The organism is Acinetobacter sp. B-6 (assembly GCF_056930735.1).
Window position 1 is genome coordinate 44,454 of record NZ_JBXPBY010000001.1, and the last position, 21,521, is coordinate 65,974.

General features: G+C 37.2%; 27 protein-coding genes. 8 read left to right on the plus strand and 19 right to left on the minus strand.

The window, feature by feature from the left end; translation table 11 throughout:
* Window positions 1-274 precede the first annotated feature (274 nt).
* The gene (locus tag AC1Z3T_RS00195) at window positions 275-841 is read left to right on the plus strand and encodes a YceI family protein (RefSeq protein WP_004829351.1); all 567 of its coding nucleotides are present in this window, start codon (window positions 275-277) and stop codon (window positions 839-841) included.
* Window positions 842-891: 50 nt separating this feature from the next.
* Here the strand turns inward: AC1Z3T_RS00195 and AC1Z3T_RS00200 are convergent, their stop codons facing one another.
* The gene (locus AC1Z3T_RS00200; protein ID WP_483396422.1) at window positions 892-1,809 is read right to left on the minus strand and encodes a LysR family transcriptional regulator; all 918 of its coding nucleotides are present in this window, start codon (window positions 1,807-1,809) and stop codon (window positions 892-894) included.
* A gap of 97 nt (window positions 1,810-1,906) precedes the next feature.
* Between AC1Z3T_RS00200 and gstA the strand changes: the two genes are divergently transcribed.
* Entirely contained in the window at window positions 1,907-2,512 is a 606-nt protein-coding gene (gene gstA / locus AC1Z3T_RS00205; RefSeq protein ID WP_004829348.1) for a glutathione transferase GstA, read from the plus strand.
* 151 nt (window positions 2,513-2,663) lie between these two features.
* Here gstA and AC1Z3T_RS00210 read toward each other — a convergent pair whose 3' ends face one another.
* The 5 genes from AC1Z3T_RS00210 to AC1Z3T_RS00230 form a co-directional block, all read right to left on the minus strand.
* On the minus strand, window positions 2,664-2,945 hold the full coding sequence (locus AC1Z3T_RS00210; protein ID WP_228129447.1) for a hypothetical protein: 282 nt from the start codon (window positions 2,943-2,945) through the stop codon (window positions 2,664-2,666).
* Window positions 2,946-3,318: 373 nt separating this feature from the next.
* Window positions 3,319-3,630 carry a hypothetical protein gene (locus AC1Z3T_RS00215; protein WP_004829346.1) on the minus strand — a complete coding sequence of 104 codons (312 nt, stop codon included), beginning with the start codon at window positions 3,628-3,630 and terminating at the stop codon, window positions 3,319-3,321.
* A gap of 73 nt (window positions 3,631-3,703) precedes the next feature.
* On the minus strand, window positions 3,704-4,015 hold the full coding sequence (locus AC1Z3T_RS00220; protein WP_035300040.1) for a BrnA antitoxin family protein: 312 nt from the start codon (window positions 4,013-4,015) through the stop codon (window positions 3,704-3,706).
* Window positions 4,002-4,289, minus strand: a complete 288-nt coding sequence (locus AC1Z3T_RS00225; protein ID WP_004829342.1) for a BrnT family toxin — start codon at window positions 4,287-4,289, stop codon at window positions 4,002-4,004. The genes AC1Z3T_RS00220 and AC1Z3T_RS00225 overlap by 14 nt, the downstream gene beginning before the upstream one ends.
* A gap of 151 nt (window positions 4,290-4,440) precedes the next feature.
* Entirely contained in the window at window positions 4,441-5,331 is an 891-nt protein-coding gene (locus AC1Z3T_RS00230; RefSeq protein ID WP_100885674.1) for a LysR family transcriptional regulator ArgP, read from the minus strand.
* Between the two features lie 177 nt (window positions 5,332-5,508).
* Here AC1Z3T_RS00230 and AC1Z3T_RS00235 point away from each other — a divergent pair, with 177 nt between their 5' ends.
* A complete protein-coding gene (locus tag AC1Z3T_RS00235) occupies window positions 5,509-6,108 on the plus strand; it encodes a LysE/ArgO family amino acid transporter (RefSeq protein ID WP_004829338.1) in 600 nt (199 codons plus the stop codon).
* A gap of 151 nt (window positions 6,109-6,259) precedes the next feature.
* Here AC1Z3T_RS00235 and AC1Z3T_RS00240 read toward each other — a convergent pair whose 3' ends face one another.
* From AC1Z3T_RS00240 to dapD, 6 genes are all read right to left on the minus strand, one after another.
* On the minus strand, window positions 6,260-6,721 hold the full coding sequence (locus AC1Z3T_RS00240) for a peroxiredoxin (protein WP_004829336.1): 462 nt from the start codon (window positions 6,719-6,721) through the stop codon (window positions 6,260-6,262).
* A 3-nt stretch (window positions 6,722-6,724) separates the two neighbouring features.
* On the minus strand, window positions 6,725-7,426 hold the full coding sequence (locus tag AC1Z3T_RS00245) for a Dph6-related ATP pyrophosphatase (RefSeq protein ID WP_483396423.1): 702 nt from the start codon (window positions 7,424-7,426) through the stop codon (window positions 6,725-6,727).
* Window positions 7,427-7,489: 63 nt separating this feature from the next.
* Window positions 7,490-7,900 (minus strand): hypothetical protein, encoded by a 411-nt coding sequence (locus AC1Z3T_RS00250; protein WP_004829333.1) that lies wholly within the window; start codon window positions 7,898-7,900, stop codon window positions 7,490-7,492.
* Window positions 7,901-7,913: 13 nt separating this feature from the next.
* Window positions 7,914-8,585 (minus strand): 7-cyano-7-deazaguanine synthase QueC, encoded by a 672-nt coding sequence (gene queC / locus AC1Z3T_RS00255; protein WP_100885672.1) that lies wholly within the window; start codon window positions 8,583-8,585, stop codon window positions 7,914-7,916.
* Between the two features lie 35 nt (window positions 8,586-8,620).
* Window positions 8,621-9,331: a 7-carboxy-7-deazaguanine synthase QueE gene (gene queE, locus AC1Z3T_RS00260; protein WP_009584223.1), complete on the minus strand. Its 711-nt coding sequence runs from the start codon at window positions 9,329-9,331 to the stop codon at window positions 8,621-8,623.
* Window positions 9,332-9,463: 132 nt separating this feature from the next.
* Complete coding sequence (gene dapD, locus AC1Z3T_RS00265; protein WP_004829328.1) at window positions 9,464-10,285, minus strand: 2,3,4,5-tetrahydropyridine-2,6-dicarboxylate N-succinyltransferase; 822 nt, start codon at window positions 10,283-10,285, stop codon at window positions 9,464-9,466.
* Window positions 10,286-10,589: 304 nt separating this feature from the next.
* Between dapD and carO the strand changes: the two genes are divergently transcribed.
* A complete protein-coding gene (gene carO / locus AC1Z3T_RS00270) occupies window positions 10,590-11,339 on the plus strand; it encodes an ornithine uptake porin CarO (RefSeq protein WP_009584129.1) in 750 nt (249 codons plus the stop codon).
* 74 nt (window positions 11,340-11,413) lie between these two features.
* On the opposite strand, the gene AC1Z3T_RS00275 is transcribed toward carO, so the two are convergent.
* From AC1Z3T_RS00275 to AC1Z3T_RS00305, 7 genes are all read right to left on the minus strand, one after another.
* Window positions 11,414-12,631: an outer membrane protein transport protein gene (locus AC1Z3T_RS00275; RefSeq protein WP_100885671.1), complete on the minus strand. Its 1,218-nt coding sequence runs from the start codon at window positions 12,629-12,631 to the stop codon at window positions 11,414-11,416.
* 210 nt (window positions 12,632-12,841) lie between these two features.
* On the minus strand, window positions 12,842-13,771 hold the full coding sequence (locus AC1Z3T_RS00280) for a CysB family HTH-type transcriptional regulator (RefSeq protein WP_004829323.1): 930 nt from the start codon (window positions 13,769-13,771) through the stop codon (window positions 12,842-12,844).
* A gap of 57 nt (window positions 13,772-13,828) precedes the next feature.
* Window positions 13,829-14,890 carry a sulfate/molybdate ABC transporter ATP-binding protein gene (locus AC1Z3T_RS00285; RefSeq protein WP_004829320.1) on the minus strand — a complete coding sequence of 354 codons (1,062 nt, stop codon included), beginning with the start codon at window positions 14,888-14,890 and terminating at the stop codon, window positions 13,829-13,831.
* A 10-nt stretch (window positions 14,891-14,900) separates the two neighbouring features.
* Window positions 14,901-15,797 carry a sulfate ABC transporter permease subunit CysW gene (cysW, locus tag AC1Z3T_RS00290; protein WP_004829318.1) on the minus strand — a complete coding sequence of 299 codons (897 nt, stop codon included), beginning with the start codon at window positions 15,795-15,797 and terminating at the stop codon, window positions 14,901-14,903.
* Window positions 15,794-16,627: a sulfate ABC transporter permease subunit CysT gene (cysT, locus tag AC1Z3T_RS00295; RefSeq protein WP_004829315.1), complete on the minus strand. Its 834-nt coding sequence runs from the start codon at window positions 16,625-16,627 to the stop codon at window positions 15,794-15,796. The genes cysW and cysT overlap by 4 nt, the downstream gene beginning before the upstream one ends.
* 81 nt (window positions 16,628-16,708) lie before the next feature.
* Window positions 16,709-17,314, minus strand: coding sequence for an RBBP9/YdeN family alpha/beta hydrolase (locus tag AC1Z3T_RS00300; RefSeq protein ID WP_100885669.1), 606 nt, complete (start codon window positions 17,312-17,314; stop codon window positions 16,709-16,711).
* Window positions 17,315-17,355: 41 nt separating this feature from the next.
* Window positions 17,356-18,366, minus strand: coding sequence for a sulfate ABC transporter substrate-binding protein (locus tag AC1Z3T_RS00305; RefSeq protein ID WP_034708264.1), 1,011 nt, complete (start codon window positions 18,364-18,366; stop codon window positions 17,356-17,358).
* Between the two features lie 162 nt (window positions 18,367-18,528).
* Here AC1Z3T_RS00305 and pabC point away from each other — a divergent pair, with 162 nt between their 5' ends.
* The 4 genes from pabC (at window position 18,529) to AC1Z3T_RS00325 (ending at window position 21,512) form a co-directional block, all read left to right on the plus strand.
* Window positions 18,529-19,350 carry an aminodeoxychorismate lyase gene (gene pabC, locus AC1Z3T_RS00310; protein WP_262557698.1) on the plus strand — a complete coding sequence of 274 codons (822 nt, stop codon included), beginning with the start codon at window positions 18,529-18,531 and terminating at the stop codon, window positions 19,348-19,350.
* Complete coding sequence (mltG, locus tag AC1Z3T_RS00315) at window positions 19,343-20,410, plus strand: endolytic transglycosylase MltG (protein ID WP_483396424.1); 1,068 nt, start codon at window positions 19,343-19,345, stop codon at window positions 20,408-20,410. The genes pabC and mltG overlap by 8 nt, the downstream gene beginning before the upstream one ends.
* Before the next feature lie 2 nt (window positions 20,411-20,412).
* Window positions 20,413-21,012 (plus strand): dTMP kinase, encoded by a 600-nt coding sequence (tmk, locus tag AC1Z3T_RS00320; RefSeq protein ID WP_004829305.1) that lies wholly within the window; start codon window positions 20,413-20,415, stop codon window positions 21,010-21,012.
* An 83-nt stretch (window positions 21,013-21,095) separates the two neighbouring features.
* A complete protein-coding gene (locus AC1Z3T_RS00325) occupies window positions 21,096-21,512 on the plus strand; it encodes a PaaI family thioesterase (protein WP_262557708.1) in 417 nt (138 codons plus the stop codon).
* Window positions 21,513-21,521: the final 9 nt, after the last annotated feature.

The following is a 21,521-nucleotide window of genomic DNA, read 5'->3' on the forward strand; positions in this document are numbered from 1 at the left end:
GAAGAGAATAGCGAGACTATTTTTAAGTTTCATAACGTAGCCTGAGATAATTTTAGCCACAACCCTTCGGGACTAGCGTGTTTTTTGTCGCTTCGTCGTTACGAACTACTCATTTAGAATGACTAAATTTCGTATTTCGCGCCTAGAATCGCCTAAAAAACACACCTAGTCGCAAACATAGACGAATTGTCCACAGACCCTAATCTATTTTGATGCTGATGCAATACACTGTAGAGCAGGATAAAAAATAGCAAAACAAGATTTGGAGCGGTCTATGAATTTTAAATCAGTTGCAACAAAGAGTATTGCTCTATGTAGTTGTTCGATTTTCGCACTTTCCGCTTATGCAGCAACTTGGTCTTTGACAGCAAATAGCCAGGTAGGTTTTCACATTGACTCATTGGGAGTCAATATTGTTAAAGGGCAGTTTCAAAAGGTTCAGTCGCAACTAGATTTTGATATAAATACTCCTCAATCTGCATCGACTCAATTTGTGATGGATGTAAATAGCCTAAGTATCAGTAAATCATCATTAAAAAATATGATTATGGGGCAAGATTTGTTCTATGCAGAAAAATATCCAACTGCAAGTTTTAAAAGCACTTCTTTTAAACCATTAGCCAATCATCAATATTTAATTTTAGGTCAGTTAACGTTACGAAATGTAACTAAACCGGTAACATTTAAGGCGACGATTAAACCTCATTCCAATGATCCAAAATTATTGGATTTTACCTCGTCAACAACCATTAAACGTAGTGATTTTGGCATGAAAAAGGCAATAGGTGGCGTCGGGGAGAAAGTTAATATTCAGGTTTCTGGGCAATGGAAAGCAAAATAAAAATGCCAAGTTGGGTACTAAAATAATTGAGTATCTGTATTCGATTTAATCTAAATTGAAGTGCTTAAATGCTCGATTAGAAAATCAATGAACAAACGGATATGTCGTTGTTCATATTTAATTTTAGGATATAACAACGAAAAAGGTCGTTGCGCCCCAGCATATTGTTGTAGGACTTCAATCAGCCGTCCCTGCTTTAAATCATCTTCAATCGCAAATCGACATGTTTGCAATAGACCAGCCCCATAGCGAGCAAGCGTAATGGTCGCTAAAATATCCTCATTACAACTTAAATATCCTTGTGTTTGAATATCCATGATTTCTTGATTGAGTAAAATAGACCAAGGCAGTGCTTTTCCCGTACTCGGTAATAAGTATTGAATACATTGATGATGCTGTAAGTCAGTAATATTCGAGGGAATGCCATTTTTCTTTAAGTATTCTGGTGATGCGGCTATAAGTAGATCAGCATTTTCTAAACGACGGGCAATGAGATTTGAGTCAGGAATATTTCGACCGCGAATGGCAAGATCAAATCCTTCTGTAATAAAGTCAACATTTTTATTGGTGAGTTGTATTTCAAATTTAATTTCAGGATAAAGCTTTTGGAATTTAGGTAAAAGTGGAAGTACTCTAAAATGCCCAAACGGTGTAGGTAAACTTATCCGAATAATTCCTGATAGTTGTGCTGAATCATTCTTTAATCTCTGTTCAACTGCAATAATCTGTTTCAGTACCTGTTTACATTCAAAAAAATATTCTTCACCTGCTTGAGTTAAGCGCACTTTACGAGTGGTTCTGCTAAATAGTTGCAGACCTAGCCGTTGTTCAAGCCGAGCAATGGATCTACTCACGGCTGCTGGTGTTAAACCTGCTTGATGAGCAGCATTGGAAAAACTTTGTTGTTCAGCAACTAAACAGAATATTTCAATATTGCTGAACATTGTTCGATTTAATGCTGTATCCATTATATACACCATGTAATAAGTGAATTGATATTATGCGTATTTATTGTTCATGATGTTAAGGATAGCATGAGCTTAAATCAATTCAGGGAACTAATCGATGAGACTTTTTTATACTGCAGGTGCATGTTCACTGGCTCCGCATATTGTGCTACAAGAAATTGGAAAAGATTTTAAATTAGTCAGTGTTTCATTTAAAAACCACCAAACAGAAGATGGACAAGATTTTTTGAAAATCAATCCGAAAGGGCAAGTCCCATTTCTGATTACAGATGAGGGATTGCATCTAAGTGAGGGGGCGATTATCAGTCAGTACTTGGCTGAAACAATGAAAAATACTGATTTATTACCAGCATTAGGCGATTTGAAGCGCTATAAGGTATTAGAATGGATGAATTATATAAGTTCAGAATTGCATAAATCCTATGCGCCTTTTTTCCAAAAAGGCTTTGATGAGGCGAGTAAAGATATTTTCAGAGAAAAATTATTAAAGCAATATGCATGGGTAGATCAGCAATTTGCTGATTCAGAAAATGTATTGGGGCAGGGTTTTACAATTGCAGATATTTATCTATTTGTGGTTACTCGTTGGGCATCGTTTATCAATTTGGATCTTAGTCATCTCAAGGCATTACAAAGATTTATGCATCGTATGGAACAACATCCCTCGGTACAGAAAGCAATGAAGGATGAAGGAATTATTTAACTTCAATAATCTTCAAAAGCTATACTTTTAATGATTTGTACAGCTTTAGAAATTGTGTAAATCATAAAGCTTTCAATGTCATGCTTTAATTCTAAAGCTGCAATAGATTTGTTTAGGCGATGCTTTACTTAGCAAGAATTATCATATCTGCTCATAAAAAAAGCCGACTTGTTTCTAAATCGGCTTTTGGGCGTTTTTTAGGGTGTTGATAAGATATTAAAAAGGTTTTTATTTTTATAGAATTATTCCAATGTGTCATTTGGCTCCAAGGATACCAAAAGCATAAGAAACTTAAAGTACTTAAAATTTTAGCTAGAGTAAAAGTTTCGAACAACTCTATTAAACTTATTCCAACAGAAATTGCACCCACAGAAAATCCAAACCAAGATTTAATCAAGGGTCTGTTGAAAGAACTTATTGATAAATTATTCATAGTATTATCAAAGATAATAAATTAAGTGCTCTTAAAATTAACATAATTCATTTAGGTCTTTATTTCTTAACTTTAAAATAATGTATCTTTGCCAAAAAAGTAGCATATCTGCAAAAACACATATTTAAGTTTTATTCTCAATAGAAAGAGCGACTTCTATAAAAAATTAGAGCAAATAAAAAAGAGAGGATTAAATTAGCCTTCTGACTTAATGACGAACCAATTGCTAATTCAAGGCTAATGAGTTTATCTAATATTTTCATCAAATAACTATAAGTAATAATAATTAGCAATAATATGTATTTAAGCTTTCCTAAAATTGACATAATGGCCGTTATACGAATAAGAAAATGGGAGCCTATCGCTCCCACCTTTAGTTTTGCTCATGTTCTTTGTAGTACTGATGTGATCTTTTAGAATTATGCTTCCAACTTTTAGCCACTTTGTAGATATAAGTTGGAAACTCATCCCATACATGAGGTAAACCAGCACCACGTGCTACTCGAATTTTAAGAGAATAGTCTTTATATTCAATATAATGAAGAAAATAAAAGCTTCTCTCTTGTTTATTACTAAAATGTTTAAAATAAAAGCTTTTGATATTTGGATAACGTTTCCAAAAATAGAAGCAATCATTACCATTTTCTTCTATAGTTTGATGATACTGATATTTCAGTTTTTTCATTTTTCCTCCTAGGTAACATTACCTAGAAGGGATCCTCTGCGAAGTAGTACATTTCCTTAACCCTATAAGATTATTAATGATTTTTTAAATCTTTTAACATAGCTTCACGCAGAATTTTATTTATGCGTGTCTGATAGCCTTTACCTTGTTCTTTTAACCATGCAAGTACATCAGCATCAAGGCGAACAGAAGTCTGTTGCTTCACTGGGCGATAGAATTGCCCATGACGAACAGCATGACTCCACTCAGTAATTTCAGGAATATCCGATAAGTCTAATTGCTCATCAGGAGTTGATCCTTTCTCAAGCAAGCGTTTAATTTCAGCATCTTGCTTGTCACTGAAATTATCATTCAGTTCTTTGCGTGTATATCTAACCATGCTCATATTTATCCCGCTCTGCTTTGGTTACTTGTCTTGCACTAATGATTCGTATGATTTCACAGTCATCTTCATCAAAGATGGTGTGAGCAACTAAAAGCATTAGTACGCCTTTAACCATACCAATGGATTGCCAACGTTCTTCGCCATCAGTATGTCTATCTTGGATTGATATCCGTAATGGATCTTCAAAAATGAGGCTTGCTGTTTCAAAAGAGACATCATGTTTTTTCTGATTCTTTTGGTTCTTTTCCTCATCCCATTCGAAATACAGTTCCATAAAAAACATTCAATTTTGTATATACAATAATATATCACATATTTATCTTATATAAGATAAAAAGAATAATTTTTGATCAAATTTATTGGCTAAAGATATGGTAATACTCCATTTTTAATTGATTAGTTTAACTGATTTGTGACTTTTGATATTAGATTAAAATCGTTTGCGTATGTGAGATCAATGTGGAAGTTAACTGATCCAATTGCTTAGACTGCTGTTTCCAATGATGCCAATAGAGATGTAAATCTGTTCTAGCTTTAGGTAAAATTTCTACCAATTGCCCCGTAGATAATTCTTTCTGAATTTGCATTTCAGGCACCATGCCATAGCCAAGATCAAGCAAAATAGCATCGACAAATGAATTGGTGGAGGGAATAAAGTGGCAAGGGTAGCTGTTTGGCATTAAGCCAAAGAGCTGTTGTAAAACCTCGCCATGAATATGATCTTTATCATTAAAAATCACAGCTGGCGTATGTCTAAGCACTTCCCGATGTACACCTTGAGCTAAATACTTTTGCACAAATGATGGGGTTGCCACCATTTGATAATTCATTTTGCCTAAATGAATGGCTTCACAACCTTTCATCGCTTGCGCCTCGGTAGAGATACAGGCATTGACCAGTCCCGCCTCAAGCAAATGATGGGTTTGGGTTTGATCATCAATCTTAAAATTAATCACAATTTTTTCTTTGATTAAGGTTTGTTGAAAAAGGGGAAGCAGCCAAGTGGTAAGTGAGTCGGCATTTGAGGCAATATTTAATTTAAAAAATTGGGATTGTGCAGATTGTCCTTGTAAACTCTGAATTAAATTTTGCTCCATTAAGCGATGATGCTGTAGAAAAAGTAAAACGTCTTGTCCTGCTTGAGTGACTTTGCAAGGTCTTTCTCGAATAATCAGCACTTGTCCAAGTTGTTTCTCTAAAGTTTGTACACGAAGTGTGACTGCTGAAGCGGTGATATTCAGTCGTATTGCAGCTTGTTCAAAACTTCCAGTCTCCGCAACAGCCAGAAAAGCTTCACTGTGTTTGCTTTGTAGCATGATTATCCTATTAATTCGTAGCTGTTATTTTGCTGTGTTATATCGTCGTTCAATTATAACGATAAATATAAAGTAAGAAAAATTTAGTTAAATTGAAATTTATTTAGAAATACTCATTTTATCAACTTAATTTGGATAATAGCAACATTCATTAATATGTTAAAAGTGTAGTTCGAGATGTTGCAGAGTTATATGCAGGGTTTGGCAGTTGGGTTTAGTTTGATTATTGCAATTGGCGCACAAAACGCATTTGTACTTAAACAAGGTTTAAAAAAACAAAATGTATTTTGGATTTGCGTGGTTTGCGCTGCATCAGATTCGATTTTGATTTTATTGGGCGTGTTAGGCTTTGCAAAAATTATCCAAACTCATCCTGAATTTGTCGATTGGGCAAAATATTTTGGTGCGATTTTTTTATTGGTCTATGGGGTACAACATTTTATTCAAGCTTTTAGAGCGTCCAGCGGTCTGGCTCCAAGTGAAAACAATGAGTCTCAGCTGTTTAAAATGGTCATGATTTGTCTTGCCTTAACTTGGCTTAATCCACATGTATATCTGGATACAGTGGTGTTGATTGGTTCGATCTCAACCAAGTTTGAATCTACTGCTGTGTATTTTGCAATGGGTGCGGTGACTGCATCGTGGTTATTCTTTTTTAGCTTGGGTTTTGGCGCACGTTTTTTATTGCCAATTTTTCAAAATCAAAGATCATGGCAAATTTTAGATTTCATTATTGGGTTAGTGATGTGGGCAATTGCTTTATCGCTGGTGCTTTGATCCATATGCGCTAACAGATTAAGAAGGAATTTGGATTGAAAACACTAATGATTGTTGAGTATTTAAAATATCCATGTTTGAGAATATTTTAAATCCCCCTGCTAGCCTAAAAATATTTCAACTTTAGTGCGAGTAGGGGGGATAACCATCATTAAGCTTTTTGCAAGGTTTTTAAATCTTCTAAAACTTGTTCAGCGTGTCCCGCAGCTTTTACTTTGCGATATTCCTTGATCAACTTGCCTTGATGATAAATAAATGTTGAGCGTTCTATTCCCATCACTATTTTACCATACATATTTTTTTCTTTGATCACGTCAAAGTGTTTGCATAACGTTTCATCTTTGTCGCTGATGAGATTAATGGTCAATGATTGCTTCTCAGTGAAGTTCTGATGTGCTTTGACTGAATCACGAGAAACACCAATAATCGTTGTGTTCAATGCGTCAAATTGATCTTTGATGCATGAAAAACCAACCGCTTGAGTTGTACAACCCGGTGTGGAGTCCTTCGGATAAAAATATAGAACCAACCAATCTGTACTGAGTTCAGAAAGGTTAATTTCACCAGTTGTTGTTGGAAACTTTTGATTTGGAAGTTTGATTTGTTCAGTCATAGGTTATCCTTCAAGATGATTTTGTTTAAGTTGTAGTGTTAAAAAGGCATAATTTTCATGATAGAGAATATCACCTTTATCAAGCAAAAGTGGTGCTTTAAAAATAGGACCATCAATAAGGGTGATATGAAATTCACCCGCCTCACCACAAGGATCAATTCCACGCTCAATCAATTCTTTTACAAACTCAACGGTTAGTGTTTTACTAAGATCTTCAACTCGCATACCTAGATTTAAGTTGATCGTGACAATTATGCTGACAAACCCTAATCCAATAAATTCGCTAACAATGTCAAGCCGCGGTTTCTGCCATAAAGGCATGACCAAATTTAATTGGCTTTGATCACACATGGATTGATTCCATTGAGCATGTTGAATCAGATCAATATCTCCAGTTACAAGCGTTTCAGCACCTAATCGTCTGGCTTGCTTTAGCAGGCTTAAAAACTGTTGTTCGTAGTCATTCCAAGTTGCTGATGCTTTTAATATCGGTAAACCAATCAACTCAGCCTGTGCATCTATAATATCAAGTGGCATTGCGTGAGAACGAGATTTAAGTCCTTGTTCTTCAAGCATGACAATCAGAACAATAGCTTCACCCGTTTGCAATGCGTGATATAAGGCGAGACTACTATCTTTACCACCACTATAGGATGCAACAAACTTTTGCTGTTGTATTACAGTTCTGTTCCATGAATTATGCATCGTATTTATACCATTTACATATAAAAAGAGCCTGCATAGGCAGGCTCTTGGACACAACAAGAATTATTTCTTCGCTTGTGCAGCTTTCATTGCTTCTTCAGTTAAGGTTTTTAATTTACCTGTTAACTGAGGACCAAAACAAGTTTGAAGGTCTTGGTTATTTTTTTGAACGAAAGCTAAAGTTGCTGGGCTTTTCTTTTGGTTAATGGCACTTTGAATTTGCCATTTTTGATCATTGGTCAATTTACCGTCAGATTCAACAGCACATGTACAGTATTTGCTAACTTCAGCGGCAGTGAGTTTCCCACCTTTCGCAGTTTCTGTTTTACAAACACCAATCAGTGCAGATTTAACATTGGCACTTTTATAGGCTTGTTGAATTGCATTTGACTCAGCAGCGAAAGCCGTAGATCCCATTAAAGCCGAAGCTGAAAATAAAGCAGAAAGAATAAGACTTGATTTTAAATTTTTCATAAACAGTACCTTGTTATTGCGGTATATAACGTGTTGGGTCTGCAATACCTGCATCTTTAAAGCCTTCTTTACGAAGTCGGCAGCTATCACATTTGCCACAAGCACGTCCTTGGTCATCTGCTTGGTAGCATGAAACCGTTTGACTATAGTCTACGCCATGTTCGATCCCTAAGCGTATTATATTCGCTTTGGATAAATGTAACAGAGGTGTTTCAAATTTAAGAGGTTTTCCTTCTACTCCAACTTTAGTGGCAAGTCGAGCCATATTGGCGAAAGCTTCGATAAATTCAGGACGACAGTCAGGATATCCTGAATAATCAACAGCATTGATGCCGATGACAATGGCTTGGGCATCAAAAACTTCCGCTGCTGCGAGTGCATAAGACAAGAAAATAGTGTTACGTGCTGGAACATAAGTTACAGGAATACCATCAGTTTCATGATCAGGCACATCAATGTTATGGTCTGTAAGTGCAGAACCACCTAAATTACCCAAATCAATATTGATGACACGATGTTCTACACCAGCATTTTTGGTTAAAGCACATGCCGCATCAAGTTCTGTAGTTGAGCGTTGACCATACATAAAACTTAATGCGATACAGTCATAATTGGCTTGAGCCCATGCTAAGCAAGTTGTTGAGTCTAAGCCACCAGATAGCAAAACTATGGCACGAGGGCGCATATCCAATTCTCCAAATATTAATAAATAACGGTAGATTAACGACCAGTTTCATCATTCCAAAGCAATTTATGTAACTGCAATTGGAAACGAACAGGGAGATGGTCTTCTAAAATCCATTGGGCTAAATCACGTGCCAGTTGTGGTAAACGTGTTGCACCTTTTTCAACAGCAAAAGCAGGTGAGAACCATACAGTGCTGACTTTTTGATTTAAAGCATAGTGTTCTACTTGCTGTTTTGACCATTCATAGTCTTCACGATTACAAATCACAAATTTGATTTGGTCGTGTGGGGTCAAATGTTCAAAGTTAGTGATTAAATTTCGAGTTACTTCACCTGAAGTAGGTGTTTTTAAATCTAAAACTTTGGAAACACGAGAGTCAACTTTGGAAACATCCAGTGCACCACTGGTTTCTAAAGAAACCTCACAGCCCAAATCAGCAAGACGTTGCATTAATGGCAGTGCATTGGGTTGAGCAAGTGGCTCTCCACCTGTAACACAAATATAGGGAGTTTTATAATCTAAAGCAGTTTGAATAATTTGATCAAGTGATTGACGTTCGCCACCTTCAAAAGAATAAGTGGTATCACAATAGGTGCAACGTAGTGGGCAACCTGTTAATCGAATAAAAACAGTAGGTAAACCTAAAGTATTGGCTTCACCTTGTAATGAATAGAAAATCTCCGTGATACGCAACCCCGCAGATGGATCAGAAACAGGAATAGTTGAAGAACGAAGAGAACTCATGAGATTTACCACAGATTACAAAATGAAAAATCTCTACGATCATTGTTGACCGTAGAGATGGGAGCATTGATGACTCCGCTTGGTGCTTTAGATCGATAATAAATCTAAAATGCAACCAAGAATGAATAAAGCTTAGTCTTCGCGAAGTAATTCGTTCAAGCTGGTTTTTGCACGAGTTTTCGCATCTACTTTCTTGACAATAATTGCTGCATATAAGCTATATGTACCACATTTAGATGGTAAGCTGCCTGAAACAACAACAGAACCTGCTGGTACACGTCCATAATGGATTTCACCAGTTTCACGATCATAAATCTTGGTTGATTGACCGATGAAAACGCCCATTGAAATCACAGAACCTTCTTCAACAATCACACCTTCAACGATTTCAGAACGTGCACCGATAAAGCAATTGTCTTCAATGATTGTTGGGTTCGCTTGAAGTGGCTCAAGTACACCACCAATACCTACACCACCTGAAAGGTGAACATTTTTACCAATTTGAGCACATGAACCTACAGTCGCCCAAGTGTCAACCATCGTACCTTCATCTACATAAGCACCAATGTTGACATATGATGGCATCAATACAACATTTTTAGCTTGAAATGAACCTTTACGCGCTACAGCAGGAGGTACAACACGTACACCAGAAGCTTTAAATTGCTCTTCTGTCCAACCTTTAAACTTAGTATCTACTTTGTCATAGAAACGAAGGTCACAAGATTCGATTGGTTTGTTATCATTTAATTTAAAAGATAATAAAACAGCTTTTTTCAACCATTGGTGAACCACCCATTCACCGTCAATTTTTTCAGCTACGCGAAGTGTGCCGTTATCTAAACCAGCAATAGCTTCTTCAACAGCTTGACGTACTTCAGCAGGGCAATCTACTGCTGTAAAGTTGGCACGGTTTTCAAACGCTTGTTCAATGATCGTTGAAAGCTGAGACATAATCATCCTTCCCAAAAAAATTTTAAAGATTCTACACCAAATTGGACTCAAATTAGAGATAAAATCTAGTTTCAATCGAAAAAACTCATCCCATAATTTAAAATAAAACAATCAAATAAGTGAATTATTAAGTTTTAATTTAATTTATTTCTTTTAAAAACAACAATTAATATCTAATTGTATCAAAAAATAACAAAAAGTAATCAATTTCTCTATTAATTCTGTAGATCGAATCACATATTATCATTTCGAACCAAACACATTAATGATTAAAGAACAAACTCTATTTTTTGAGGAGACATAAATGAAAGTGTTAAAACTATTAGCGGTAACAGCTGCATTATCTGCTTCTGGTCTAGCAATGGCTGATGGGTCTGTTGTTGATCAAGGTTATGCTTTTGAAGCTAATCAATTAATCCCGACAGGTGCTCGTCTTGAAGTAGGTACAACTGGTTACGGCGGTGCTCTACTTTGGACTGCTAACCCTTATGTTGGTTTAGCATTGGGTTATAATGGTGGTGATATTTCTTGGTCTGATGATTTGTCTATTGATGGCACTAAATATGACATGGATTTAGACAACAACCTGACTTACTTAAATGCTGAAATTCGTCCTTGGGGTGCAAGTGAAAATGCATTGGCTCAAGGTCTTTATGTAGCAGCTGGTGTGGGGTATGTTGACAGTAAATATGATTTGAAGAAATCATTACATAACTCAAATGATACTTTGAAAATTGATGGTAAAAACTATTATGCGCCAACAGGTAATGGTAGTATCAATGGTAAAGTAGATTATGATAACCAAATTGCACCATACATCGGCTTTGGTTGGGCTCCAAAAATCACCAAAAATATAGGTGTATTTGGTGAAGTTGGTGCTTATTACACAGGTAATCCATCAGCTAACTTAAAAGCTGTTGGTTTACAAGAGGTGGGTAGTTTAGATCCAACTTCTGGCGCAGATGCAGCTGATCGTTTAGAAAATAAAATCCGTAACGATGACAAATATCAATGGCTTCCAGTAGGTAAAGTAGGTGTAAGCTACCACTGGTAATTCATTCGGGATTTGTATAGAAAAAACGAGCTTCGGCTCGTTTTTTTATGTATAGAATAAATGATCAAACTAAGCTAAAAACGGTACCCAATACGAATTCCATGTGCAAATGCAGTATTTCGACCTACTTCGGATAAAGTTGAATTTTGAGTGATTGGGTTATTCGCGTCCAAATCTGCAATATTTGCTTTATTAAATCGAAAATATTTGATGCCATACGAAATAAAACTGTTTTTATTGATGTTATATAAGCTGCCTAAGCCTAATGCATAAAAGCCGTCAGAAGGATTGAGCGTTCCAGCAGGATTATCATTGCCCGAATCCCATGATATATCAGCTGTGGTAAGCCATTGATCTGAAAGCATATGGGCAATACCGAGTTTTGCAGACCATTGATTGTTTTTATAGTCAATCAGATTGAAGGGTTTGATTAATTCAGGATATTGTTGGGCTGCATAATCAACCACAGCACCAAATTGTCTAGGCTGAATTTCAAAGTCTTTCCAATTGACCCAACGAAGCTGACTATAAACAATATTGTTTGCTGTTAAACCAGACTGAATTTCTAAATTGACAGATTGTGGTGTAGAAATTCGCGTTTTTTCAAACGGAATTACTGTTAAATTTTGCCCAGAAATATACTCTGTCACTGCTGATTGATGATTGATTTTAGATCGATAAGTCAGTGAGCTTTTTAAGGCATATTCTGGAATTTGATAACTTAAACCTGCTAACCATCCATGACCAGCACTTTGCTTAAATTTTGCCTGATAGCCACTCAGTGCTGAATAGTTTGCACCAAAAATATTTAATTCGCCTTCAAATTGTTGATAGACCGCCCCAGTGTAGATATTCCAACGACTAGTAGGTTGATAACCCACCAACATGGTGAGATTTTGACTATCAAAATTAAATTGACCAGACTCTAAAAGTTGTTTTCCATGATTAGTCTGAGGGCGGTATTGATAAGCAATGTCAACACCATAAGGTTGGTCGTAGATTAAACCAAATGACCACTGTGGTGCGATTTGTAATTTTGCTGCTGCATTGATGAAATGATAAGTATTGACCAAGTTGCCTGTTGAAAAATCATCTATACCTTGTTGTTTTAATTGTTCGTGTTGAGGTAATTGCCCAGATACATCTGCATAAAGCTCAGCATAAGATAGTTCTAGGTAATGATTCGGTTCAAGAAATGTGCGGACGGATTGATCAGATTTTTCCATACCTGCGGCATGACTAAATAGAGGAATAACGCCCCCGATGGCTAAACCCCAGATCTGATAATTCATCCTTGTCCCCAAAATGACAATATTAAAATATGATTCAGGCTAAATTTTATACTAAAAAGGTTATCTTTTGATAAATAATAAATAAAATCAATAGTTTTAGTTTTTCTTAAGAATATGTGTTGTGCTTTTGGATATTTTAATTTAATGAAGAGAGAGCGCAAAAATGCGCTCTTTCTTATCTGCTTGGCTGATTAAGTTTCATGTATAAACTTAATCTTCAGGATAGGCGATTTTCTTTAAGGCTTTAATATCAGCCTCTGGTGAGCAGAGTGAAATAAACTCATAACCATAACCACGCAGTAAATGACCTTTACGTACTGCAATCCAAGTGGTATTTAAACCAAAAATATCAGTATCAATTTGTTTTAAACGATGATCACGTTCTGTATCGTAAGCCACATCATTGACAATACCAACACCCATGCCAAGCTCAACATAGGTTTTTATCACATCGGCATCCAGTGCAGACATCACGATATCAACATCAAGATTGGCATCTTCAAAGGCTTTATCAATTTTTGAACGACCTGTGAAACCACCGTGATAAGTAATGATTGGATATTCAGCCAATTTTTCTAAAGTAATGTCTTTAGGATTAAGTTTAGTCAGTGGATGGTCTTGAGGGGTAATAATGCTGTGTTTCCAATTATAGAATGACACGCTTCCCAAGTTTTCTTCGGTTGTCAGTGATTCAGTCGCAATACCAATATCTGCCAAGCCTAAAAGTAACATTTCTGAAATTTCAACGGGACTGGCTTGTTGTAAAATCAAATGCACTTTCGGAAATGCTTTTTTAAATAAATTCACGATTGGGGGTAACACATAACGTGCTTGGGTATGTGTTGTTGCAATCGTTAATGTCCCTTCATCGACTTTATTAAAGTCATCTGCAAGACGTTTAATGTTGTCAGCATCAATCAACATACGTTCAACAATACTGAGTAAGGCTTGTCCAGGTTCTGTTAAGCCTAATAGGCGTTTGCCTTTACGAACAAACAGTTGCACACCTAATTCATCTTCTAAATCTTTGATGTGTTTACTGACACCTGATTGAGATGTGTAAAGTGCAGCTGAAGCTTCAGTTAAATTGTAGTTTTGACGAACCGTTTCTCGGATAATTCGTAATTGTTGAAAGTTCATGATGTTCCATACCTCAAATGTGGATGAGTAGGTGGGGAGTACTCATCCTGTCGACGATTACGCGACTTGATTTTCAAATAGGTGAAGTGTAGATGCACTTACCCAAACTGTTTGATTTGGTCTGTATTGATGTAATTTTGCTTCTTCTGGATTTAAAGCAATTTCAATCAGTTGTCCTTGGCGATCTTGTAACTCCGCCATGACTTTACCGGCAATCCATAATTCACGTAAGAAGGTTGCTTGAATTGCATTTTCAGTCGGTTGTGCGTGAATTCTCAATTCATTTGGTCGAGCAAAAGCAATCACTTTACCATCAGCCGTATTTTGTGTTGAAGGCAGTTGGATTCGATCATCACCAATTTGAATAATACCTTGATGGTTCTCACCTTCAAATCGATTCGCTTGACCTAAAAAGTCAAAGACAAATGGTGTTGCCGGTTTCTCATAAACTTCTCGTGGCGAGCCAATCTGTTCGATGTCACCTTTATTCATCACCACGATTTGATCGGCGACTTCCAATGCTTCTTCTTGGTCATGGGTAACGAAAATAGAGGTGATATGCAACTCATCATGTAAGGTTCTGAGCCAACGACGCAATTCTTTACGGACCTTGGCATCTAGTGCACCAAATGGTTCATCCAATAATAAAACACGTGGTTCAACAGCTAAGGCACGTGCCAAAGCAATACGTTGACGTTGACCACCAGACAGTTGCGCAGGATAGCGATCTGCCAAGAAACCCAACTGAACCAGATCCAGCAAACGTGTGACACGCTTTTTTATTTCAGTTTCATTTGGACGCGTAGATTTAGGACGAACACGTAAACCAAATGCGATATTGTCATATACGGTCATATGGCGAAATAAAGCATAATGCTGAAATACAAAGCCTACTTGACGTTCACGTACGTGAATATTGGTTGCGTCTGTACCCTCAAGAATCACTTGACCTCGATCTGCTGATTCTAGACCAGCGATAATACGAAGTAGTGTGGTTTTACCACAACCTGAAGGTCCAAGTAAGGCAACCAGTTGACCTTCTGGAAAATCCAGAGAGATGTTTTTAAGTGCATGGAATGCACCAAAGTTTTTTTCAATATTTTTAACTTGAATACTCATGTGCAATTCCTTAAGAAACAGTAGATTCTTTACTTTCACGGTCTTGTTTTTCTTGGCGATATTCAACCCATGTTTTTAAAATAAGGGTAATAATTGCCAAAAATGCTAACAAGGTCGAAACCGCAAAAGCAGCACTAATCGAATTTGGTTCGTTATATAAAATTTCAATATGTAAGGGTAAAGTATTGGTTTCACCACGGATATGCCCAGATACGACCGACACTGCACCAAACTCACCCATTGCACGCGCATTACACAAAATTACGCCGTAGATCAGACCCCATTTAATGTTGGGAATGGTGATTTTCCAAAAGGTTTGCCAACCTGATGCGCCGAGTACAATAGCTGCTTCTTCTTCCTCTGTACCTTGAGCTTCCATGAGTGGAATTAATTCACGGGCAACAAATGGAACGGTAATAAATACGGTGGCAATGATGATTGCAGGTGTGGCATATAGAATTTTAATGTCATGTTCAATTAACCATGACCCAATCCAACCTTGCGAACCAAAGATCAGAACCAGCATCAAACCTGCAATCACTGGTGATACAGAAAACGGTGTATCAATGATCGTGGTGAGGATAGACTTGCCACGGAAATTAAATTTAGCGACACACCATGCGGCAGTAACACCAAAAATGACATTAAGTGGAACTGCAATTGCTGCTGTGAGTAAGGTGAGTTTTACGGCTGACAAGGTGTATGGATCGATCAATGATGCGAAATAAACTTGAATCCCTTGCTTAAATGCCTCAACAAAAATCAGCACCAATGGGAGCACTAAACAGCCCAAAAAGAAGAGTAACCCGATGATGAGTAAGGTATATCGGACCCATGTTGGTTCACGGGTTGCATCACGAGACTGTAGTTTTTCAGCCAAAGCATTGCTGTTGGTATTTAAGCTCATCGTGCAGTTCTCCCTGTGCGGCGACTTGCCCATGCCTGAACCAAGTTAATCAGGAACAAGATAAAGAAAGAAATAATGAGCATTACAACTGCAATGGTGGTTGCTCCAGCATAGTCATATTCTTCTAAACGAGTAATAATCATTAACGGTGCAATTTCAGTTTCGTAAGGAATGTTCCCTGCAATAAAAATAACTGAACCATATTCACCAACGCCCCGTGCAAATGCTAAAGCAAAACCGGTTAACAATGCTGGGAAGAGAATAGGTAAAATGATTTTAGTCACGATTTGAAAACGATTAGCACCGAGTGCAGAAGCGGCTTCTTCCAGTTCTGTTTCAAGGTCGCTCAATACAGGTTGCACTGTGCGTACAACGAAAGGGATTCCGATAAAAATCAGGGCTAAGGTAATACCCAGAGATGTATAGGCGATTTTAATCCCTAATGGTTCAAGCAATTGTCCAATCCAACCTGTTGACGCATATAGAGAGGTCAGAGCAATACCTGCAACAGCGGTAGGTAAAGCAAAAGGTAAGTCGACCAGAGCATCGACTATACGTTTGCCTGGAAATGAATAACGCACTAAGCACCACGCCAATAAAAAACCAAAAATCACATTGATCAAGGCTGCAATGAGAGCGGTGGTAAAACTGAGCTGTAATGATTTTAAAATACGTTCAGAGCTCAAGATTTCCCATAAACCATCCCAACCTACGCCTAATGATTTTATGAATACGGCAGAAAGTGGTATCAGTACGATTAAAGATAGATACGCTAGGGTGAAGCCTAGTGAAAGACCAAAACCTGGCAGCACTCGGGATCGCTGCGACATGATGACTCCTCAAAAGAGAGAAAGCTTATTGAAATCAATAAGCAAATTTAAAACGATTTTTGCAAGCTTAAAAGGCAATGGTTAAATTGCAAATTTAAAAAACAACTTGGTATCATCAGTATTACTCATAAAGATTTTTTGTTGCTCTATGATTAAGTGATCATAAATTTCTGGAAAATGTCCAAAGCCTGAAGCGATATTGATATGACCCACTTGACCTAAATTTCTTGGTTTTATTTTCCAAGCGCGTGCCAATTTTTGTGCATCTTCAAAATCTAACCAAGGGTCATTTTCGGAAATAATCATTTCAGTTGGAACAGTAATATTTATGGTTTGAAAATAATGTTCATAATTTCCGATACTATTCCGAGCAAAGCCAGCTTCACCAAAACGTGCAGGATTGGCTGGTGCAACTAAAATAATTTTTCTCACTTTAGCAGTAATTTCAGGATGTTGTGCCAAAGCTGCAACAGTCGTCAAGCAACCAAAACTATGTGCAACAATTTGAACAGGCTGAGGCGCATTCAATACAGTTCTGACAAATTCAGCAACCCAGTCTTTTAATATAGGTAAGTTCCAATCCTGTTGTTGCACACGAGAGCAAGACATGAGTTCACGTTGTAATTTAGACTGCCAGTGATCGTAATCGCTTCCACCAACGCCTGGAACAATAATGGTGTGAATCATGTCGGTGCTCCTGTTTTTTAGTTTAAGTTGATTGAGATCAGTTATTTACTGCTCGCATTGGCTTTAACAATTTGATCAAATACACCATTGTTGTCAAAGTGTTGTTTTTGAACTTTTGTCCAACCGCCAAACTCTTTATCAATTGTCACCAATTTCAATGGCTTGAATGTGGTTGCATATTTTTGCAATGTCGCAGCATTACGAGGACGATAGAAGTTTTTAGCTGCAATTTCCTGACCCGCAGGTGAATACAAATAGTTCAAATAAGCTTTCGCTAGATTTAAATTACCGTCTTTTTCAGCATTCTTTTCTACGATCGCTACTGGTGGTTCAGCCAAGATCGATAATGATGGGGTAATAATCTCAAATTTACCTGGTTGCTCACGGGTAGACAGATAAGCTTCGTTTTCCCAAGCCAATAACACATCACCGATGCCACGTTCGGCAAATGTGGTTGTTGCACCACGTGCACCTGAGTCAAGCACTTTGGTTTGTTTATAAATTTGACGAACAAAATCTTGCGCTTTTGCATCTGAACCATATTTATGCTTTGCCCAAGCCCACGCTGCTAAATAGTTCCAACGTGCACCACCCGATGTTTTCGGGTTTGGCGTAACAATTTCTACGCCCGGCTTAACCAAATCACCCCAGTCTTTGATTCCTTTTGGATTACCTTTACGCACCAAGAATACGATAGTAGATGTATATGGTGTTGAGTTCTGAGGAAATTTCTTTTGCCAGTCTTTTGGTAATAAATTGGTACTTTGTGCAATCGCATCAATATCTGCTGCTAAAGCAAGGGTAACCACATCAGCCTGTAAACCATCAATCACTGCTCGTGCTTGTTTACCTGAACCACCATGAGATTGTTTAAACTGAATGTCTTGCCCTGTTTTAGACTTCCAGAATGTCGCGAATTGTTTGTTGAAGTTATCGTACAATTCTCGTGTTGGATCATAAGATACGTTTAAAAAATCTTTTGCTGCCACGCTGAAAGATGTGGTTGAAATCAGTGCTGCTGCTACAGCAAATTTAAGTTTAGAGAACTGCATTTTTTGCCCCATTTATTTCTGAAGTTCGGTAAGATGGTGTAAGCATAATGCGAGTCTTTATTCATAAAAAATAATAAAAAACGAATTTTATATGAATAAAAGAGAAATAGATGTTGTGTATGTTTCAAAATGTAATTGGGTAAAGCCACAGGAAATTGTGTAATGATCTGTTTTAAAAATGCTCAACAAATTGATTCTATTCCACTTTTGGATCGAGCATTTCATTATGGTGATGGTTGCTTTACCACAGCCAGGTTTCATCAAGGAAATTTTGAACTGGAGTCTTTGCATCGTGCACGAATAAAATTGGCGGCAGAACGACTTTATCTAAATTTTGATTTTGAGCTTTTGGATCAAAGCTTGGCATTACTCAAGCAACAATTTAGTATTTTAAACGGGACGCTCAAACTTGTTTTGAGTCGAGGTGAGGGGGATCGTGGTTATGCGATGCCTGATCATGATGCTGATTTTTATTTGATGTTTTACCCAAAAGCGACCAGTCATTTTCAACCTGAATTTATTCAAAGTGGTGTTTTAAATCAGGCGATTGGTTTATTAATGCCCAATTTAGTGGGTTTGAAAACATTGAATCGTTTAGAACAGGTCATGCTAAAAAAAGAAGCACAACAAAATGGCTGGATAGAAGCACTGGTGACCGATGTACAAGGTTCAATTGTCGAAGGGATCAGCAGTAATTGCTTTTTTCAAATAAACAATACATGGATTACCCCTGAACTTCGCTATAATGGTGTGCATGGGGTGATGCGTGCTGAAATATTGTCACGAATGCAACATTATGGTGTTTCCTGTGAACAACGTTTTATTGATATGGATGAAATTAAGTATATTCAGAGTTTATTTTTCTGTAATGCTTTAAGTCCAATGAAAGCGGTGACCAACTTGAATCATCTAAATTTAGACACTCAACCTTGTGTTGAGTTATTTAACACATTAAATTTAAGTCAGTTTAACTCTCATGCCTAAAGAAAAATCGAAGCCAAAATCTAAAAAGAAAACTCAAGCCAAAGCAGGCACGAACATCTATAAAGGCATTGCAATTTTTGTGGTGGTTTTTCTAATCATCATTGGCATTATTTTAAAAATGAGTCTTTTTAAAAGCTACCCAGTTTCTGGAACGAAACAAAAGCTTTCCATTACAAATGGAGAAACTTATACAGGTTTTATTGATGATTTAGCCAAAGAAGATAAAGTCAACTTTCCAATTATTTTAAAGTTGTATCGTAAGATTTTCATTCACGATACCATGAAAGCTGGAGTCTATGAAGTCAGCAAAGGCATGAGTGTACGCCAAGTTTTAGAAATGGTGTCAAATATTGAAAATGCTCAAATGAGTCGACTTTTGGTCATTGAAGGCACAACGGTAAAGCAACTGATTCAATCTTTAAATAAAGATCCATTGATTGAAAAATCAGTCATTCAGCTTCCTCGTGGCGAGATGCTAAAAGTATTGGGTATTCCTTATGAGCATCCAGAAGGATTGTTTGCACCAGACACGTATTTTTTTGATAAAGGGGCTACCGATAAGCAGATTTTGACAGATTTGTATCAGCGTCAAATGAAAATCTTAGATGATGCTTGGGAAAAACGCGCACCAAACTTACCTTATAAAACAAAATATGAAGCCTTGATTATGGCGTCGATCATAGAGAAAGAAACCAGTGTTGACAGTGAGCTTAGGCAAGTTTCTGGTGTATTTTGTCGCCGTTTGAAATTGGGAATGCGTTTACAAACGGATCCAACCGTAATTTATGGTATGGGGGATAAATATACAGGTAAGATTTCAAAACAAGATTTGCGTACGCCAACCGCCTATAATACCTACACGATAAATGGTTTACCGCCTACGCCGATTGCGCTACCAAGTAAAAAAGCGATTGAAGCGACAATGCATCCAGATGATTCTGAAAATATTTATTTTGTTGCAACAGGAAATGGTGGTCATAAATTTAGCTCAAATTTAAATGACCATAATCGTGCGGTACAACAATATATTGAAGTTATGCGATCTAAAGTTAAGGAATGAGTATGTTTATAAGTTTTGAAGGAACTGAAGGGGTAGGAAAAACCACACTCATCCAAAAATTGTATGAACATTTTCAACAGCAAGGTAAACAAGTTGTTTTAACGCGTGAACCTGGTGGCACACCTTTAGCTGAGCAAATCCGTTCATTGTTGCTGTCTGTAAATCATGAAGAGCAAATGAGCCATGATACTGAGTTATTGTTGATGTATGCAGCACGCGCGCAACATTTGGCAGCTGTGATATTACCTGCATTGGCACAAGGCAAAATTGTATTGTGCGACCGCTTTGTCGATTCAAGTTTTGCCTATCAATGCGCTGGTCGTGGTTTAAGTCGGGAAAAGTTACAACTGTTAAATCAAAATTTTGTTTCTAAAATGCCAGATATTACTTTTTGGTTAGATGCACCGATTGAACTTGGGATGAATCGCGCACGAGCCCGTGGCGCTTTAGATCGTTTTGAACAAGAAAAAGTGGTGTTCTTTGAGTCTGTGCGTAGTGGCTTTTCTGAAATTCATTTACGTGATGCGCAAAGAATGAAACGTTTAGATGCTACTCAAACACCAGAGCAAGTCTTTGCAGAAGCTTTGCGCTACCTAAAATAACTGTAATTGATTCATTTATTCTGATGTTTTCAATCTTAAAAGTCTTTATATTGTTTTAGGTCAAGGATATAAAGACGTGAATGATGAAAAGTACAAAAACTGAAATCGTTGAATTTTTACAGCAATTTTTTTCACCAAGCTTAGCGCGTTGTGAAATCGAAGAAGTGACTGAAAAAGGTGCTTCTTTGGTTTGGCATGTCAGTGATCAAGACATTCGCCCAGGTGGAACAGTATCAGGTCCAACCATGATGGCATTGGCTGATTTTGCCTTATATGTGGCGATTTTAGGAGAAATCGGATTAATTGGTCTGGCTGTAACAACCAATATGAATATCAATTTTCTACGTAAGCCTACTGGCGGTGTAGATATTCGTGGTGTTTGTAAATTAATGAAGGTCGGTAAAGCTTTAGTCGTCGGTGAGGTATGGATTTACTCTTTAGGTTCAGATGATCCAGTTGCTCATGTCACAGGAACATATTCAATTCCTCCACAAAAATAAGCAACGTGT

Coding starts and splice junctions, on each gene's coding strand:
- AC1Z3T_RS00195 (WP_004829351.1), top strand. CDS start 275: ATGAATTTTAAATCAGTTGCAACAAAGAGTATTGCTCTATGTAGTTGT.
- AC1Z3T_RS00200 (WP_483396422.1), bottom strand. CDS start 1,809: ATGGATACAGCATTAAATCGAACAATGTTCAGCAATATTGAAATATTC.
- gstA (WP_004829348.1), top strand. CDS start 1,907: ATGAGACTTTTTTATACTGCAGGTGCATGTTCACTGGCTCCGCATATT.
- AC1Z3T_RS00210 (WP_228129447.1), bottom strand. CDS start 2,945: ATGAATAATTTATCAATAAGTTCTTTCAACAGACCCTTGATTAAATCT.
- AC1Z3T_RS00215 (WP_004829346.1), bottom strand. CDS start 3,630: ATGAAAAAACTGAAATATCAGTATCATCAAACTATAGAAGAAAATGGT.
- AC1Z3T_RS00220 (WP_035300040.1), bottom strand. CDS start 4,015: ATGAGCATGGTTAGATATACACGCAAAGAACTGAATGATAATTTCAGT.
- AC1Z3T_RS00225 (WP_004829342.1), bottom strand. CDS start 4,289: ATGGAACTGTATTTCGAATGGGATGAGGAAAAGAACCAAAAGAATCAG.
- AC1Z3T_RS00230 (WP_100885674.1), bottom strand. CDS start 5,331: ATGCTACAAAGCAAACACAGTGAAGCTTTTCTGGCTGTTGCGGAGACT.
- AC1Z3T_RS00235 (WP_004829338.1), top strand. CDS start 5,509: ATGTTGCAGAGTTATATGCAGGGTTTGGCAGTTGGGTTTAGTTTGATT.
- AC1Z3T_RS00240 (WP_004829336.1), bottom strand. CDS start 6,721: ATGACTGAACAAATCAAACTTCCAAATCAAAAGTTTCCAACAACAACT.
- AC1Z3T_RS00245 (WP_483396423.1), bottom strand. CDS start 7,426: ATGCATAATTCATGGAACAGAACTGTAATACAACAGCAAAAGTTTGTT.
- AC1Z3T_RS00250 (WP_004829333.1), bottom strand. CDS start 7,900: ATGAAAAATTTAAAATCAAGTCTTATTCTTTCTGCTTTATTTTCAGCT.
- queC (WP_100885672.1), bottom strand. CDS start 8,585: ATGCGCCCTCGTGCCATAGTTTTGCTATCTGGTGGCTTAGACTCAACA.
- queE (WP_009584223.1), bottom strand. CDS start 9,331: ATGAGTTCTCTTCGTTCTTCAACTATTCCTGTTTCTGATCCATCTGCG.
- dapD (WP_004829328.1), bottom strand. CDS start 10,285: ATGTCTCAGCTTTCAACGATCATTGAACAAGCGTTTGAAAACCGTGCC.
- carO (WP_009584129.1), top strand. CDS start 10,590: ATGAAAGTGTTAAAACTATTAGCGGTAACAGCTGCATTATCTGCTTCT.
- AC1Z3T_RS00275 (WP_100885671.1), bottom strand. CDS start 12,631: ATGAATTATCAGATCTGGGGTTTAGCCATCGGGGGCGTTATTCCTCTA.
- AC1Z3T_RS00280 (WP_004829323.1), bottom strand. CDS start 13,771: ATGAACTTTCAACAATTACGAATTATCCGAGAAACGGTTCGTCAAAAC.
- AC1Z3T_RS00285 (WP_004829320.1), bottom strand. CDS start 14,890: ATGAGTATTCAAGTTAAAAATATTGAAAAAAACTTTGGTGCATTCCAT.
- cysW (WP_004829318.1), bottom strand. CDS start 15,797: ATGAGCTTAAATACCAACAGCAATGCTTTGGCTGAAAAACTACAGTCT.
- cysT (WP_004829315.1), bottom strand. CDS start 16,627: ATGTCGCAGCGATCCCGAGTGCTGCCAGGTTTTGGTCTTTCACTAGGC.
- AC1Z3T_RS00300 (WP_100885669.1), bottom strand. CDS start 17,314: ATGATTCACACCATTATTGTTCCAGGCGTTGGTGGAAGCGATTACGAT.
- AC1Z3T_RS00305 (WP_034708264.1), bottom strand. CDS start 18,366: ATGCAGTTCTCTAAACTTAAATTTGCTGTAGCAGCAGCACTGATTTCA.
- pabC (WP_262557698.1), top strand. CDS start 18,529: ATGATCTGTTTTAAAAATGCTCAACAAATTGATTCTATTCCACTTTTG.
- mltG (WP_483396424.1), top strand. CDS start 19,343: ATGCCTAAAGAAAAATCGAAGCCAAAATCTAAAAAGAAAACTCAAGCC.
- tmk (WP_004829305.1), top strand. CDS start 20,413: ATGTTTATAAGTTTTGAAGGAACTGAAGGGGTAGGAAAAACCACACTC.
- AC1Z3T_RS00325 (WP_262557708.1), top strand. CDS start 21,096: ATGAAAAGTACAAAAACTGAAATCGTTGAATTTTTACAGCAATTTTTT.